The organism is Paenibacillus sp. S150, from assembly GCF_019352175.1.
Taxonomy (GTDB): Bacteria; Bacillota; Bacilli; order Paenibacillales; family Paenibacillaceae; genus Paenibacillus_AQ.
In genome coordinates, this window is the sequence record NZ_JACBYI010000030.1 from 1 (window position 1) to 17,327 (window position 17,327).

General features: G+C 41.1%; 11 protein-coding genes and 1 pseudogene. 4 read left to right on the forward strand and 8 right to left on the reverse strand.

Annotated features, from left to right (window positions below; genetic code table 11):
* The 3 genes and pseudogenes from HYD27_RS22340 to HYD27_RS22350 all read right to left on the reverse strand — a co-directional run.
* Positions 1 to 203: pseudogene (locus tag HYD27_RS22340) on the reverse strand (group II intron reverse transcriptase/maturase); the annotation flags it as partial.
* A gap of 904 nt (positions 204 to 1,107) precedes the next feature.
* Entirely contained in the window at positions 1,108 to 3,213 is a 2,106-nt protein-coding gene (locus HYD27_RS22345) for a pectate lyase family protein (protein WP_219218789.1), read from the reverse strand.
* A gap of 529 nt (positions 3,214 to 3,742) precedes the next feature.
* Positions 3,743 to 4,672, reverse strand: a complete 930-nt coding sequence (locus HYD27_RS22350) for an alpha/beta hydrolase (RefSeq protein WP_219218791.1) — start codon at positions 4,670 to 4,672, stop codon at positions 3,743 to 3,745.
* A 411-nt stretch (positions 4,673 to 5,083) separates the two neighbouring features.
* Here HYD27_RS22350 and HYD27_RS22355 point away from each other — a divergent pair, with 411 nt between their 5' ends.
* Positions 5,084 to 5,329: an AbrB/MazE/SpoVT family DNA-binding domain-containing protein gene (locus HYD27_RS22355; RefSeq protein WP_228745258.1), complete on the forward strand. Its 246-nt coding sequence runs from the start codon at positions 5,084 to 5,086 to the stop codon at positions 5,327 to 5,329.
* On the forward strand, positions 5,326 to 5,724 hold the full coding sequence (locus HYD27_RS22360; protein WP_219218795.1) for a type II toxin-antitoxin system death-on-curing family toxin: 399 nt from the start codon (positions 5,326 to 5,328) through the stop codon (positions 5,722 to 5,724). Before HYD27_RS22355 ends, HYD27_RS22360 begins: the two co-directional genes overlap by 4 nt.
* 86 nt (positions 5,725 to 5,810) lie before the next feature.
* On the opposite strand, the gene HYD27_RS22365 is transcribed toward HYD27_RS22360, so the two are convergent.
* Entirely contained in the window at positions 5,811 to 6,356 is a 546-nt protein-coding gene (locus HYD27_RS22365; RefSeq protein ID WP_219218797.1) for a DUF6155 family protein, read from the reverse strand.
* Between the two features lie 91 nt (positions 6,357 to 6,447).
* Between HYD27_RS22365 and HYD27_RS22370 the strand changes: the two genes are divergently transcribed.
* Together HYD27_RS22370 and HYD27_RS22375 are read left to right on the forward strand one after the other, a co-directional pair.
* Positions 6,448 to 8,910: a TOTE conflict system archaeo-eukaryotic primase domain-containing protein gene (locus tag HYD27_RS22370; protein WP_219218799.1), complete on the forward strand. Its 2,463-nt coding sequence runs from the start codon at positions 6,448 to 6,450 to the stop codon at positions 8,908 to 8,910.
* Between the two features lie 321 nt (positions 8,911 to 9,231).
* On the forward strand, positions 9,232 to 10,326 hold the full coding sequence (locus tag HYD27_RS22375; protein ID WP_219218802.1) for a Fic family protein: 1,095 nt from the start codon (positions 9,232 to 9,234) through the stop codon (positions 10,324 to 10,326).
* Positions 10,327 to 10,775: 449 nt separating this feature from the next.
* Here HYD27_RS22375 and HYD27_RS22380 read toward each other — a convergent pair whose 3' ends face one another.
* The 4 genes from HYD27_RS22380 to HYD27_RS22395 form a co-directional block, all read right to left on the reverse strand.
* Positions 10,776 to 11,684 (reverse strand): RNA-binding domain-containing protein, encoded by a 909-nt coding sequence (locus HYD27_RS22380; protein ID WP_220101727.1) that lies wholly within the window; start codon positions 11,682 to 11,684, stop codon positions 10,776 to 10,778.
* Positions 11,681 to 14,779: a sacsin N-terminal ATP-binding-like domain-containing protein gene (locus HYD27_RS22385; RefSeq protein ID WP_219218804.1), complete on the reverse strand. Its 3,099-nt coding sequence runs from the start codon at positions 14,777 to 14,779 to the stop codon at positions 11,681 to 11,683. Before HYD27_RS22385 ends, HYD27_RS22380 begins: the two co-directional genes overlap by 4 nt.
* Positions 14,780 to 15,399: 620 nt before the next feature.
* Positions 15,400 to 16,008: a recombinase family protein gene (locus HYD27_RS22390; protein ID WP_219218806.1), complete on the reverse strand. Its 609-nt coding sequence runs from the start codon at positions 16,006 to 16,008 to the stop codon at positions 15,400 to 15,402.
* 190 nt (positions 16,009 to 16,198) lie between these two features.
* On the reverse strand, positions 16,199 to 17,311 hold the full coding sequence (locus tag HYD27_RS22395; RefSeq protein WP_219218808.1) for a site-specific integrase: 1,113 nt from the start codon (positions 17,309 to 17,311) through the stop codon (positions 16,199 to 16,201).
* Positions 17,312 to 17,327 lie beyond the last annotated feature (16 nt).

Here is a 17,327-nt window from a genome sequence, read left to right on the forward strand (position 1 = left end):
GGATCAGGAGCGTAACGACCTTGCTGCAATAACCTTTGGATTTCCCTTAGGTTCGTGCTCACATTCTTCTCGTACATTCCGATGCTGACGCCATCCACTCCGCCACTTCCTTGATTCTTCTTCACCGATAACCAGGCTTCGTGCAGATTATTCATTTGGTAAACCTTATCGATTAAGGAATAGTAACGTCTTTTCGGTTTCATTGGTGTTTCACCACCTTTACGCTGCTCTCCAAGCGGGTCTCGTTTCCGCTACAGAGATCGATTCCTTGCTTGTTCCATCCCGGCAACTGCGTGTTAGAAAAAAAAAATTCAATCGCTCCTATTGCCTTGAATGTACTCAGGTCGCCAGTTTGCCTCATCCCCAAGCGTTCTTTCGCTCTCGGCGGGACGCACCCTCTCGGTCAAACCCCAGCTGGTTTAAGACGTGTACGATCTCCACTCGCGAGAACTCACAGGCTTTGACGAAGCACGTTCCCTTTGCCTCTGTCTCTCCTCTTTTGGAGTGAGAGCAGGGTATGCGACAACACCTTCTTTTTTTTTTTCCAGACTACTCGCCATCTCGCAACCCTTCGGCTTGGCTTTCCCTTTCGGTTATACCGCCCCTACCTCGTCCGCGTTTGCGCCAAGGAGACTACGAGACTTCCCTCAGTCATCTGCACCTTCTGTTCTGTCCATCCTGACCCTAATCACGTCGATGAGTCCTACAGGTCATTTCCCTTTAGTTGTTTTCCTGTAAGATATATGAATTCGTATAGGTTTCCCCGTTTTCTTGGCGGGTCACCCAACATCGCCGCCACCTCTGGTTCACTGCATTCCGGGCTGGACTTTGCCTGCAGGCCCTTCAGATTCTTCCTCGCGGAAGACACCCTGCCTATCCGGGCAACCTTCGGTTGCCCGGATATCTACTTCGGCTACGGCACTTTAAAGGGTAAAGTTACCGGGTGGACTTGAACCACCTAGATGGTGCGACTGTGAGGCGCACAAGAAAAGCGACCCAAGTAGGTCGCTTTTCTGCTTCTCCAATACTCCATTTTAAGCCGGGATGCCTCGAACCTCAGTCCGTAAAACTCAGATAGGTGTAGAGCAGCCCGGTTTTTAAAACTCTCTAATTCAACTGTATATAATACAAATTCGCAGTGCTATCCTTCGTAATGGTATGGGCGCCCGCTGCAAGGGAGATCGTGGCGATGCCATTCGTTATGGTGTAGCTTGTTCCATCCACTTTGATTTTGGTGCCCTCTGAGTTGAACACCAGGGTTAAGGTTGCAGCCTGGGCAGTCGTGAACTGAATGCTGGTTGCACTCTCGATTTTCAAGCATTGGGTCAGGGTCAGACCGTTATATACCACGGTTCCCTTGCTTGTTGAGAGATTCCCTTGGATATTGAAGAAACTGCTGGTTGTCCCGGATGTGGTAAAGTTATGAACGGTTGCTCCCGCTGTCGGCACCGGAGTTGCCGTTGCTGTTGGCGCCGGAGTCGTTGTTGGTGCAGGAGTTGCGGTTGGCGCCGGAGTCGGGCTCGTCGGGTTGGAATTGCCCCCTACGGATTCAAGCCCGGAGGTGTAGCTCCGGATCGCAGACATCAGCGCTGCATTCACTGCATACGATGCGTCATCCACCGAATCATTAAATGTCCATGTGAAGTCTCCGCCGTTCAGGCGTCCGGCTTTTGCCGAAACAACCTGTTCAACATTGCTTACGTTATCAATATTGGAGGCGCTCACTCCAGTATTGACGGTCGTGTCGAAGTTGTTATAGGCGGTTCCGCCTTTTAATGCTTTGTATGAGCTTGGAACGGTTTCATTTCTCGACGAAGCGAGATAGGCATCGAAGGAGGTTGCATTGGCCGAAGCCGTTCCAGCATTGGAGTTGGCATAAATCAGACTTGCAGCACCAACAATACTATTGTTGTAAGCCTTAATTACACCGCCATCTTCGCCTGAGAACGTCCCCTCTCCCAGAGCATCTGTGCCTTGCAAGGAAATCAGCATTGGATTTTTGGTATTTCTGAAAACATTGGATTCTACAAAGGCCGAAGCTCCTGTGGTAACGCCCACACCATACTTGGAGACTCCGTCAAAGAAGTTATTATAGACATGAACAGAGGCCACCCGGATCCGCGGATGACGGGAGTCCGAATGATCGAACCAGTTATGGTGGAAGGTGACAAAGAATTCTGCCGACTCGCTTAAGCCGACCAGAGCCGCTTTTCCGGAATCCCAGTAGTGGTTGTACGAGATGGTAATATACGTTGATCCTTTTTTAAGGTCTGTGGAACCATCGCCTTTGGCTTGGTCCGCATCGCTTCCCGCCGCTCCATAGAAAATATCATTATTATGCACCCATACATTCACATTGCCCGTATCCATTGAAATGCCATCGTCAGGGAACAGCATTACACCCAGGTTTCTTACTTCCACATTGCCGACATATCTAAGCAGCATTCCCCAACCATAGGCATAAGCATCTTTGCCGATTCCTTCAATTGTAATATTCATTTCCGAATAATTGTTTTTACCTTTGACTTCAAGATATCCGCTGCTGTTAAGCTGTCCGCTCAGGTCAGAGGCAGTAACTTTTCCGATAATCCGGATGGCAAGCGGCGTTGTATCATAGCCTTTTTGTCTCAGTGTCAGAATCCCGCCAAGACCCACACCCGTCTGTATAGTGCCCGAGCTGCTGGTTTTCACAGGAAGCGTTACGGTCTGGGCATTCTGCGAGGTAACGTACAGCACTTGCGCACCATTCTTGAGCGTTCCATTATCATTATAAGCGCCTGAACCTGTACCGTATTGCGAGCTTGGCGAAAAAGCAAATCCGGAACGGTCATATGACGTTACAGCCAGCGTTCCTGTGACAGCATTTGCGGCCCCTCCCGACACCGTAGCTTCAACCTTTATTACATAGCTGCCAGCGGCAAGCCCTACAGCATCCGCTCTCCAATAGGAAGCGTATTTACGAATCAATTCAGTATTGATTTGTTGATACTGGGAATCCGCTGCACTTGCAGCTTTGACATATACCGTATATCCCGTCGCATTGCTCACAGGCGACCATTCCACATATGCCGTCTCACTGCCGCCTCCACTGCCGGTTATCGTAAGACCCGCAGCATGTACTACTGAATCCCCCCATCCGCCAGCAGCTATTAAAGATAGTACAAGTGAAAACATCAAAACAATACTGGATACCTTCGCAGCTCTTTTCTTCACTTAATTCCCTCCCGATTTTAATTTATTGCAGCTACTACTGAAACCGTTTGCAAATAATTATGAAGCTTTTTTATCCTCCTCCTTCTTTAAGATCTTGTCTCTTTTTCCGGCGGGTCAGGACAATGGGGCCGGGGTTTGCCGGATTCTCAAATTTCTTCAAAAATTCCCCCTTAAAAAGATACATATTTTGGAATCCCAACGTCCTGAGCATACCAATCGTGAAAGCGGTTCCGAAACAATCATTTACTCATATCGGATTGCTTCCTGCAGTATTCTGAGTTAATGATTATAAGACAGTGGAATGATACTTTACCGGTCTGCGGCATATCTTAGCTGGAGGGCTTAAGGAACGGCGGGTAGCAGGACAAGGGGCAAACGCGGGTTTTATGAGGCAGGCTTGGCCTGGATACGCGTAAAACAAGCAGAAACGGCTACGCCGTCCTTGTAGAAGGACGGCGTGTTTCAGCGGGAAATAGAAGACATCCCTAAAGATGTCTTCCGCATTGCAATTCTGAGATAACGGCATGATTTACAAATCAAATGCCCTTCTTAAGGCCTCAATTCTTCTCTCCACACTCTGCCGCACAATTTCGCTTTTTTCGGCTACATCGTATCCATGGATCGTTCCCTTTGTGTAATGTATTTCAACCGGAATCCCGCTTTTCCGCAGGGCTTCGGCGTAATGGATTCCTTCATCCCGCAAGCAATCAAACTCTGTAATTTCAACAAAGGCATCAGGCAGGTTTTCAAAAGAAGCGGCTTCCATAGGTGAAGCATATTCTCTCTTGCCGGCTCCTACCCCATCCTTGAGATACAGCTTCCACATCTTCTCATTCAGCCTGGAGTTCCACAGCGGTGTATCTACAAACTCTTTAATGGATTCCGTATCCTGTCTTGCATCTGTTACCGGATAGAGCAGCAACTGAAAACAAATACGCGGTGCCTTCCGATCACGGGCCAATAGTGTCACTGCAGCAGCAAGTGCGCCGCCCGCACTATCTCCGCCTACGGCTATTCTGTTTGTATCAACGCCTAACGTTTCCGCATGCTCGCAGACCCATTCAAATGCAGCATAACAATCCTCAACGCCATAAGGAAAAGGGTACTTAGGTGCCAGTCTATAATCCACAAAGATTAATTTGCAGGGTGTCTTCAGAGCATACTCGCGAACTAAATGGATATGGGAAGGCGCTGCCTGTAAGGCAAAGGCCCCTCCATGTAGGTAAATGAGGCAGGGGGCGTTCGTCCCAATACCCGCAGGCTCAAAGAGGGTCAGGTCAAGCTTTCCATTTTTATAGCCGGAAATGACTTCTTTCGATACCTTCATCCCCCCGGCAGGCTCAAGCTTATTCACACTTCTCACTATCAGCTTATTCAGTATTGGCAATAACCAAGAATTCAAAGGGAGCGTTCTCTTGGCGTATGGCTCAAAGTCACTATGTATGCTGTATTTGCTCATTCGATTCCTCCTGTAATAAGAGCTTGCTGATACTTTATAATAGCTGATTGTATTTATAAAAACAAACCGGAATCACAATGAGTTCAACGCAGCCGTATAAGCAAATCTGCCCCCGGCAAATCCGACCTTAGGATCAAATCGGGTTGGGATAATCCGTCTCTTGATCCGTCGGGAATTGCCGCGGGAATTGTCAGCGGGGCAGGGCTCCGGGGGGGCGGGCATGATTTTATGCAGAACAAATCAGGAATCCCATATCATCCGTATGCAGGTAGAATAAACCTATGCTTCAATATTTGATTGACAGCCATGTCACCGGAGGAACCGGATTGAATTTATATTCTAATAATGTATAATTGTTATAACAGTCATATATATTAATAAGTAGGAACTCCAATGAATAGGGTGATCGAAATGGAACGGAAAGTTTCAAAAATTGGAAATAGCCTTGGTATAACAATGACCGATGCCCTAAAACAGATAGGACTAGATCAAGGAGATACTGTCCTTATTGATGTAAACCCGGTGACGGGTGAAATTATTATCAGAAAATCAAATAAAGTCTCATTGCCTAATGGAATTAGCGAGGATTTTATGGATTCTTTGGCCGATGTTATTCATAAATATGATCAGACATTACATGGACTCAAAGATAGATGAAGCTAACACGCTATTTATCCGTACAAGAAGTCATCGCTGTTAATCTTGCAATGATTCAACGCTATAGCCCTGGAGAGCAAATTGGGGTAAAAGACGCTGGGTTACTTGATTCAGCAGTCTTTCGCCCGCAATTTTCCGCTTTTGGAGATGAGGCTTACCCCACTATTTTTGAGAAAGGCGCAGCATTGTTTCAATCACTGGGCCAAAATCACCCGTTTCACAATGCTAATAAACGCACTGCTTTTACAGCACTTGTAATTTTCTTAAAGCTCAACGATTTGAGCTTTGAGATGGATACGAAGAAAGCTGAAGATTTTACGGTAGATATGGTTAACCATAAATTTGAGCTTAAGGAGTTAACCCATATTCTTGAAGCCCACTGTGTCCCAAAATAGGAGCATAAATCAAAAAGCGACCGATTAAGGTCGCTTTTTCAATTTTATAACACAATCCTTATGGTTAAATAATTCGTCCGTATACGCTACTCAAGGTCTTCTTCTTCATCCACGTGTCCTAAATAATCGCTATACAACTCCATCATCCCATCTCCAAAACCCCAGCCAATTTCCTGACTGCTCTGCATCAATTCGTTGCATCGATCTACAAACTTGTCTTCCAATTGATTGTCCACAATATACTTTAGGGCTTGTTCATATATGCTTGTAATAGTACGATAGAATCTTTCATCTATATCTCCGTATGAAAGCGTAAAATCCACCCCGCATTCCACTGTAAAAACCATTATTTCTGCAATATGCTCCTTGTTGTTTGAAATATTACTAAAGTCCTTTATTGCTTGCTTCATAATCGGGTATCGCAGAATCTCTCCCTTGTGGTGGCCGAATTCCTTCTCAATAATTTTCTTGTACTTGTCTAAGACCTCCTCTTGCTCGGGAAATAACACCGAATAATAATACTCATGAATAATTGGATGTTTCTTGGCCAAATTCAAGATTTCAGCCTCAAGCTCTTCCCTCGTAAGATTGTTCAAATGCTTTTTAATGGTTGAGTTACTTAATTTCAGCATTACTATGATCTCCTTAATCGGGTTATAATTCCCAGTATTATTACTCAGCAGCTTACAAGGTATAATATAAATAAAACGTGAGGACCAATCAATGGACAATATCGAGGACAAATATAATGCGGCTCTGGCGCATATTGAGGAACTTAAGCTGGAAGTCACCCGGTTGAGAAGTCTACTAGGGCTTTGGGATGATGACAATATAGTAATTACTAATGAACAAATAACTTCCAATCCCACCTCCCAGAAAAAAGAAAGCAAGGGGACAACCGTTCCAGAATCCATTGTTCACCAGTACTCCACCGTAGAGGACAAGCTCGCCCTATATAAAAGTTATTTCCGCGGCAGAGACGATGTTTATCCGATTCGCTGGAGCAACAAGCAAGGCAAGTCCGGATATTCGCCCGCTTGTGCCAATGAGTGGACTTCCGTCTGTGAGAAACCCCGAATAAAGTGTTCGGTTTGCAAGCACCAGAGCTTCATGCCTCTTACAAACGAAGTGCTGTCAGCCCATTTAGATGCACGGCAAGACCGGACGATTGGTATCTATCCCATCCTGCCGGATGAGACCTGCTGGTTTTTGGCCATGGATTTTGACAAACATGATTGGAAGCAAGATGTTACTGCCGTGATGGAGCTATGTGCAAGCCATGAAATCCCCGCACTCTTAGAGCGCTCGCGTTCCGGCAATGGGGGGCATATCTGGATTTTCTTCAGTCAAAACATTGAGGCGGCTACAGCCAGAAGATTCGGAATGACCCTGCTGAGTCTTACCATGAACTACAGATATCAGATCGGCATGGATTCCTATGACCGCCTGTTTCCCAATCAGGACACGCTGCCCAAAGGCGGATTCGGCAACCTCATTGCCCTTCCTCTTCAAGGCGGGCCGCGTAAACAGGGAAACAGCGTCTTTGTTGACGATTGCTTTGAGCCTTATGCTGACCAATGGGGTATATTATCCAAACTTGGCAAGATGGGCGAAGACCAAGTAAAGCAATTTATATACAAGCACGGGGAGCGTGGACTTTTCAGCAATTACAAAATTACTACGGGATCAGACCATGACGCAGATGGATTAATCTTGTTACAAGAGAACCCGACTCAGATAGAAGAGGTCCTTATGGAATCTTTACCTGCTGAAATACAGATTCTGCAATCGGATCGTCTGTATATTCTCAAGTCCGGACTTCCTTCAAGCGCAATTCATGCTCTGATCAAAATAGCTTCCTTCTCCAACCCTGATTTTCATAAAGCACAAGCGATGCGGCTCTCCACCTATGGTAAACCCCGGGTGATCTCGTGTGCCGAGGATCTGGAGAACTATGTAGTTCTGCCAAGGGGATGCTTGCAGGATTTGCTATCTTTTTTCGAGCATAATCAAGTTAAGGTATCGCTTCAGGACCAACGTTCGTCTGGAACTTCTATCGAGGCAGAGTTCACCGGTACGCTGAGTACTCTTCAGGATACAGCAGCCAGAGCTATTCTAAGCCGGGACATAGGCGTTCTCTCGGCGGCAACCGCATTCGGTAAAACTGTCATAGCAGCCAGCATTATCGCTTCAAGAAAGACAAACACCCTTATCTTGGTGCACCGCCGGGAGCTTATGGAACAATGGCAGGAACGTTTGCAAACCTTTCTCGAAGTCCCAAAGCAGGCAATTGGATTGATCGGCGGCGGCAAAAACAAACGAACCGGCATCATCGACATTGCTGTCATTCAGAGCCTCAACTATAAGGGGAATGTTAAGCCCTTCGTAAGTGAATACGGCCAGGTCATTGTGGATGAGTGCCACCACGTATCCGCCTACAGCTTCGAACAGGTTCTGCGGGAAGTCAAAGCAAAGTATGTGTTTGGCTTAACGGCCACACCTAAACGGCAAGACGGACAGGAAGCCATTGTACGGTTCCAGCTTGGACCTGTGTTATTGAAGGTGGATGCCAAAAGCCTAAGCAGCTCCAGAGGATTTTCATTAAGGGTGGTCCCCCGTTATACTCACTTTCAGATCAAGTCAGGGGAACAAACTTCCGGAATTCAGGACATCTACCAGCAGCTTGTAGACAATGAGGAGCGTAATACACTTATTTTTGACGATTTGCTAACCTGCTTGGATGAAGGTCGCTCTCCACTGCTGCTGGTTGAACGAATCGCTCATGCTGAATATTTTGCAGAGAGATTACATGCCTTTGCCAAAAATGTAATTGTGCTTAGAGGCGGAATGGGGAAAAAGCAAAGAGAGGCTCTACGCGCCCAAATTGCTTCTATTCCAGAAGATCAGGAGCGTGTAGTTATTGCTACCGGCAAGCTGATCGGTGAAGGCTTCGATGACGCCAGACTGGACACCTTGTTTCTGGTCCACCCCATCTCCTGGTCAGGCACCTTGCAGCAATATGCAGGCCGCCTGCACCGAAGTCATGCAAATAAAGAAGAAGTGAAGATATATGATTATATTGACCTTCAGGTTCCAATGTTAATAGCGATGTTCAAGAAAAGAGTGAAAGGATATCGGAAGATGGGATACAAGGGGGCGGAGTTGCAGAAAAGTTATGAAAAATAAGCCGGGCGTATTGTACCCCTTCCCAAAAAGGGTCTTAATGTCTTGCTGGTAGGCTTCTTCAAATTCAACAGATAACTTTTCTGTAAAGCGCTAAATCTCCTTTGCCCCATTTACTTCAAAAGCCGTAATATCTAATTCATGATTAAAATATGATGTATTTAATGTATTCCTTCCCTATTTTTTATGTTCCTCTTACTGATTTCCTTACATCAAAAAAATGCATATTTTGTTTTCAAAATTTAAAAACCCATGTATTTATAATCACATATCGGTTAAAATGAAAATAATATAGTTTATCACTATCGAAAGTGAGGAATAACGATGGGAAAAGTACCATTTACCCCGGAAACCCTACCCTTAAATGGCGAACGAATTAATCAGCTGTTTTTTATTAACGAATTAATTAAAGCTAATACAAAAGTTGCCCAATATCAAGTTCTTCTTCAAAACACTAAACTTCCATCTCATTTATTGTTAAATCCCGTGATGTTAAATGAGGCAGTTCAATCAACTAAAATTGAAGGTACGCAAGTAACTTTAGATGAAGTTCTCGAAGTTGAAGCTCTAAGCAGAAAAAATAATAAAGATATTCAGGAAGTACTTAATTATTATCACGCATTACGGGATGGAATGGATAAACTCACCTCTCTTCCGATTTCAACAAGGCTTTTTAAAGCAATGCATATTACACTGATGTCGAATGAGGTTCGTGGAAGTAATCGTACTCCTGGTGAATATAGAAGAATTCAGAATTTCATAGGACCAGAAGGATGCTCTTTAGAGACAGCAACATATGTCCCGCCGCAGCCGCAGCTAGTCGATACCTTTATGAATAACCTTGAAATTTATATCAACAACCCACAGGATAGCCTCAATGAGCTTATTCGGGTTGCCGTTATACATGCACAGTTTGAAACGATCCATCCTTTCCTTGATGGAAATGGTAGAATTGGCCGTATATTAATTCCTTTATATTTGTATAGTAAAGGGGTCATTAATTATCCTAACTTTTTTTTAAGTGAGACCTTGGAAAAAGATAAACATAAATACTATCGGTTCCTTAATGACACAAGGTACAAAGGTGATTGGAATCAATGGATTAAGTTTTTTCTCGAGGCTATGATACTGCAGTCCGATAAGCATATACGTTTAATAAATAATGTGAATGAGTTATACGAGCATGATCTAGAATTAGCTCAGTCTTTGATTAACAGTAGTGGTGTCAAGAAATTAATTGATGCCATTTATCAGAAACCAATTTTTATGGTGCAGGCCATCGCTTCCCTGGCTGAGCTTTCTGAAGCAACTTGTCGAAGATATCTAACTATTTTGGAAACAAACAGGATTATTTTTTCTGATGGCAAACAAAGGTCTAAGACCTATTACTACTATAACCTACTTGATAAGTTGCGTTAATTAAATCCAGAATAACTGATATATACTTTAAGAAGACACCCCTAAAGGTGTCTTCTACTTTACCCCATATGGAGCCGAGGGGAGTCGAACTGTTGTCCTTAAGTTTTTATCTTGTATATAGTTGAATTAGTAAGTACCAAATAAGCTTATTTCATGCGACCTCGCGTTGCTTAATTTGTTATTTAATATTAATCAGGTTTATTGATGATTTCCTTATTTTATTGCTCTTGTCTACAACTCGTCTACAGTTTTAGGACAGGAGTTTTCGGTAAAACACAATTGTAATTACAGTGTATTGTCTTTTCCCAGTTTCGTGCTACCTTGGAATATAATACGGTATTTTTGTTGGGCACAAAATCTGACAACTGTAAAAACAATGGCTTATTTATCTCTTCTCTGTTGTTATAAAGATTTGGCGTTCATACCTGACTCCAAATCTACATATCAAACTAATTTTCCTGAATTTTTACACATATATGGTATAGACATGTAGTTTTTCCCGAACGATTATGAATTGTCGTCATAAACCTTATTTCAGAGCATGGATAATCTTTATCAGCATTCATATCTGACGAAATAAGCATTACTGGATATTCATGATTTTTCACATGGACGCAATACTTATCCCAAAAGGAACCAAAATCCTTAACCTTAACATATGACAGGCATACATTGAAAACATTCCCTGTTGTATCATAAGAATATATTTTGTCAAGATGAGTATTAAGATACTTAGTATTCAAACTTTCTAAATTAAGCGCTTCTATAATAGTAAACGGCATACCATTTTTTTCAATAAATATATCAACCTCGCCAGATGATTTTCCTGCTGCAGAACTTCCGCGCCGAGTTTGATCCTTTAGGCGATAGCCGTTTGTTTCTAGTAAATCTGCAATAAAGTCATTGCGCTCATCTTCTGTAGCACTCACATAAAGTTTTCGTGCTTGGAGTTTGATGCAGGCCAAGTAGAGATCACGAATAAATAGCTCAGGCTGCGATTCTATATTCTGCGTAGATTTGAAGAAAATGGAGCTTGTATTCTTTTTCACTTTAATTACATAAATGTTTTTACCATCAATATTAAGACTCCCAAAATCTATTAACGGTTGTTCAGATAATAAGCTAAGTGCCCGTTTAATGGGTTCATCTATCTTAAACCCTGCACTTACTCCATTTATAGAATATTTATCATTACTTTTACTTGCTCCAATTACAATATAACCGTACTCATCTGGTATGTTTGACAGAGCAGCGATAAGCATAGCCAAATTTTGCGGTCTAAATTCTAACTTCCTACAGATAAGATTTTTTGATCCTGGGGATTGTAGTAATTGTAACACTTCATCTATGTCGATCACTTCTCTCTTATGCTCCTTAATGGAATTTTGTTAACTCCAGTTAACTTCAATATTTTCCCAAATGTTATTTTTTGCGGATCGCTTTTCCCATCTTCCACCCACAATTCACAATCTTTTTCATAATCAAGAACATCTAACTCGGAATCATAATATAAGATTATTTGACCATAATCGGACGGGCGAGTAATCAAATAAATTTCAGTGTTATATTTTTTAATTACAAAAATCGTATCACTAATTTCTACCAAATCCGAAACATCATAATCGGAGTGCTCACTTAAGAAATCGATAATCTTTCTCTTGGATCTCTCAAGAATCTCTTTTACATAGCTAAACATCTCTAAGCTAACTTTAGAATCATGAAGAAATTCTGCGTTAAGAATATTATTTGCTAGAGCACGTTTTAAATCTTCTTCAGTTGAAATACCCCATTGTGCAAGAAGTTCCTTTGATAACTCCACCGTTTTACTTGGGCTACTTTCGATATCGGAGAGAGACAATATCTTTTCTAATTCCTCCACTCCAGAAACGCCATATCTCTTTAACACATCATTGTATTCTTCCACTTTAGACATATTGTCAGCAATATCATTGTCATTATAAAACCAATGTAAATTGCTTAATAAATCTTTAAAGCACCTTAAGACCGTTTCATTAGTCGAGTTTTCTCTCAGCCAAAGGTAGGTTTTATTAAAGACTTCTTTTTCATCAGCATCATATTGGCCTAAGCTGTTCTTATTCTCCTTCACATACTTTGTGGTCTTCTCGGAAATGCTCTCGAGGTAAATTGTTCTATTTTCAGGCAAATTGAAATAAATGTCTTTTAATAATAATGTTTCACGCACGTCATATCCTGCATACTTGCATGCGTCCTTGAGGATTTCTTCAATTTCACCAGAATCCAGTGAGAGTTCTGCGCTTTTTTTGAAGACACCATACTGATTAGGTAATATATAGAAACGATCTAATAAATGATCCTGCTGATATTTCACCAAAATTTGCACAAAATTTGAAAGCCAAATAATCGCCTCATTTTTATTATCAAAACTAAACTGAGAAGTGAATACGTCCAAGCATTCACACGAGCTTACGTCCCTAGTTATTTTTTCTCTCCAGCATTTCAATGCTGATCTAAGGAGCACGTTTGAATGTCTTGTAACTTTACTTTTTCCCCATGAATCATCACAATACAGATTCTTAACAAGCCTTAAAAAGTCATCTTGTTCTTGGTTATGTTCAGCTTGTAGGCAAATAATATCTTTATAAAACTCCTCTTCTTTGGGATGTGGTCTCTGCAACTTCTTTTCCATCTCTGAAAATACATCTTCTAACGTGCACTTTTTTAGGTTAGGCAGAAATTCATGTTTAATTTTTCTATCTAATAATTTACTTTTAAAATCAAAATCTATAGTAGCAGATATTTTTTTATAGGTTTCATCAACACCGCAATCCAGCAAAATTGAATCTATAGCACATAATTCACCATGCTGATTTGGCAAAATACGTGGATTTCTGCCAAGAGTGTTAGCGAAGGTCTCTTCTTTAACATAGAATAATACCAATAATTCATTTAGCCAATCATTTACATCACCGATAACATTTTTTGATAATTCATCTATGTTTTCGAACTTTTCTACTCTTTCGATTAAATCTAATATGCCATAATTGCGACAATCATCCCATAAAGAGTTGTACCAAAACTCTAATTCTTCTCGTTTTGTAATCATATTAGGAATGAATTTGCTTGATAGTACCCATACTTTTTTTCTAACGTTTTCATCTAAATCTTTTGGAATAAGTACGCAGGTATCGCCCCATTCATCGAAGAGAGGCTTCTTCTCAGTATTATGTGTGTAAATAAGCGGAATTTTTTTAATGTGAGATTTAAGTGGGTTAACAATTTTTTCCTCAAACCATTCTTTAGTTAGCCACTCCTTTTCAGACTGTTCAGAGATTTTAACAATGTTATAAACTCCTCCATAACTTTTTTCCGAAAAATAGTCCAGCATCTTAATATAAAGTTGGCAGGCTTCCAGCAATGTTTGCTTATTTTCTGTTATTTGTTCATGTTCTTTATCAGTTAGGTGGATTCCATTTCGTGGTTCTGTTGGATTAAACAGTGGACTGTTTACAACTACAGGAAATGAAAAATCATTTGTTCCTAATAGAGGAAAGTCGCAAAAAATCCGGGGCAATTCTTCATGATATTTAACAATAGAATTAATTCCTTCTTTTTTTTGTATCTCAACTGCTAGTGACAAATCTTCAGTTCCAACAACACAAATATGCTGATTTTTGCAGTTATCTCTCCCATTTTTTTTCGTTTCAACAACAACCTCTATTTCATATGCATTTTCTAAATTATTAGTAACTGTTTCTCCACGACTTATTTTCCGAATATATTGATCGCTTGTGACTGTTAAAGAACTTATCTCGGGAACAAAAGCAAATACGTATGGTGCGGAAATAAGTAGATTATTCAGGCCCTTCTTTGCGGTTAAGACTCCAGACTCATCCAATACATATTTAAAACAAGTATTGAATTCATTTTCATCTATTGTTTCACCATCAGTAGAAGTAGTATTTTTATCTAACTGAGAGCAACTCTCTCGTATCGCATTTATTATTGCCTGTTTATCCTTACCAGATCGGTCTAAGTCAACACTAAAAGAACACGGCGGTTCTCCAATGTCCTGCAAATATCCAGATACCCTCACCTTTTCTGAAAGCAAATGCGTAGTTAAGAACCCTGTTCCAAATTTCCCTGTAGTCTTCTTGTTTTTCGCTTCGATTATTGTGCGGTCTTTTGTGGAAACTTGTTCAATAAGAAAAACAATATTTTCCGTTGAGAATAGTTTGCCGTTATGTTTAAATTCAACAGTTTTACTGCCTTCATCAAAGTTGATAATAATATCAACCAATCCGCTAGAGTTAACAACATCTTTAGCATTTTGAATAAGTTCCCAAGTCCATCTGTAAGAAGTTGTATCATCATTCTTCAATTTCAACTGAGTTAACATATCGATAATTTTATTAGCAGCTTGTGTTTCTTGAGCCTTATTTCGCAGCCTTTGTATTTTTTGTGAAAACTCCATCTTTATCCCCCTTTGTTTCCCAGCAACCTATACCCATTAAAAATAATTCTAACAAACTTCATTAATATGTATTAATTATAAATTGACCATCCGTTTCCATTCGATTTACGTTATAAGTTATTTTTCGACATTTGTTTACAATTCCCTTTTTCTAATGGCAATAAGATTTGTTTGCAATCTTCTTCATGATACATTCCTCTGGAACACTCGAATAGTCCGGCAACGCTTCCCCCTCCGATAACTTCCACTTAATTAATCCTGCTTTTTAAGCAATTGGAGAAGTACTGATGCAGTTCACTTTCCTTTTCTCCCCCTTCCTATGATTACCTGTTCACTGTGCTGAAGCATTCTGCAAATATAACTAATAAATTACTATGTAAAAACACCTATATGCTGAATAGAGGCTGCTAAATTTAGCAGCCTCGTTTTGCTTGCACATTCATCTCCCACTAACATTGGCTCAATCAACTGATACCTGTTAGCTATATCACAAAGTTTAAGCAAATCACGGAGAATGCCTTAGCAGCTATTACTAACTTCCACTAGACCGAAGGACATTCCCGCTTCTCCTCTTTGTCTGATTTCCCCCGTTACCCTTTCACCGGAATCTACTACTTGACTTACAATTTTTCTTGCTCGTATTCTTTTACACGCCGATAAAACGTTCGGTGCTTCATATCCAATTGCTTCATAGCCATCCTTGCCGTAATCAAACCAGACCTCCATTGCTTATATATCCCAATGAACGCTTCATCTATTTCCACCCTTGGTCGGCCAAATCTTACACCATCAGCCCTAGCAACTTCAATGCCTTCAGCTTGCCGTTGTCTGTTCTTCTTTCTCTCCTGCTCGGCCACATAAGATAGTAAGCTTAGAAACTGATCTTCCATCACCTTTCCGAAATCACCCATTGTTCTAAACTTACGAGAATCAAACAATGTCTCATTATCCAGGCAAACAATATCCGCTTTCAACTCACGGGTAATATATTTCCATTCGGCTATAATTCCATCATAGTCACGCCCCAACCTATCCAACGCATCAATATATATTAAATCGCCTTCACGGATCATTAGTCGCAAAGCCTGATAGCGCGGTCTGTTAAAATCCTTGCCGCTTAATTTATCCACAAAAACATAACGCTCCTCAATATCCAGTTCTCTAAATTTCACGAGTTGCCTTTCTATATTTTGATCTTTTGCTGATACTCGTCCATATCCCATTTTCATATATGATCCCCCTCATAATGCCGTGTCAAAACACCCCACAGTAAAGGTGGCACATGCCTAAAGTTAATTCGTAATGTTTTGACACACTATTTTTAGCCTTTACTGAGAGTGCCAAAAAGCATGCTTTATGACACAGTAAAAAGAAGCAGCTATGAAAGCCTGCTCCTACCCTAACCTCTCCCTCTGAATACTATCGTAACGCATTACTCATCGCGTTTAATGTACTCTTATGGGTTTTATCAAATCGATGGGTATATATTCGACTGGTTGTACCAATGTCACTATGCCCTAGTGCTTGAGAGATAGCCAGCAAGTCAACTCCTTCATCATATAGTACACTTGCAAAAGAATGACGTAGATCATGCAGTCTTATCCGAGGAAGATCATTCTTCTCAAGAAAATCTTTGAATTGCTCAGTAAGTGAATTTACTCTATAAGGTTTTCCATCATCACGAGTTACAACATAACCGCTATCCTCATATTCTTTGCCTAATGCTTTCTTGAGTTCACTTTGCCGAACTTGAGTTCTGAGCAATAGTTCATATAATTCATCTCCTAAGAAAAGCGTCCTCCTACTTTTGTCCGTTTTTGGCGTTTTGATTATGACATTTTTCCCAGCGCTCGTTCTAACCTCTTGGATTTGTAGTTTTCGATTTTGAAGATCTATCCATTTCCATTTTAGACCTACAACTTCTTCTCTCCTAAGACCTAAAAATACTGAAAGACTTATTGGCAACTCTATTTTGCTATCCTGTAATTTCTTTAGCAATTCGTTCAATTGTTCCTTTGTATAGGATTTCCCCTCAAAGGTTCTCTTTCGAGGTAATGAAACGGCATCTGCTACATTTCTATAAAGAAACTGTTGTTTCAAACCATAGTCCAACGCTTTACGCAGGTTTGCATGATGTTTATGAACAGTATTAGGCGATAAGCCCTTTTCATCCATCAAATATTTATAGTATTGCTGTATATGAGTTGGCTGTAATTTCTGCAATTGAATTTTACCAAGGTAAGGAGCTACATGCTTATAAATTATATTTCTGTATCCATATGCAGTCGTCTCTTCACAGTTATATTTCACGTAGTTTTCCATCCAGTGCTCTAGAAAGTCTAATACGGTAATGCTACTTGGCTGAACAAGTGAGTTCCGCTGCTGATTGTATTCAAACTCGGCTAAAAGCTTTTTTGCTTCTGCTTCTGTAGATGCGTAAGAATACTCTCTAAGTCTCTTCCCATTGTTATCCTTTCCCAGTTCTTTTGTAATCCTGTACTTATTTTTAATCTTTTGAATACTACCCGCCATGTCCTTCACCCTTTCC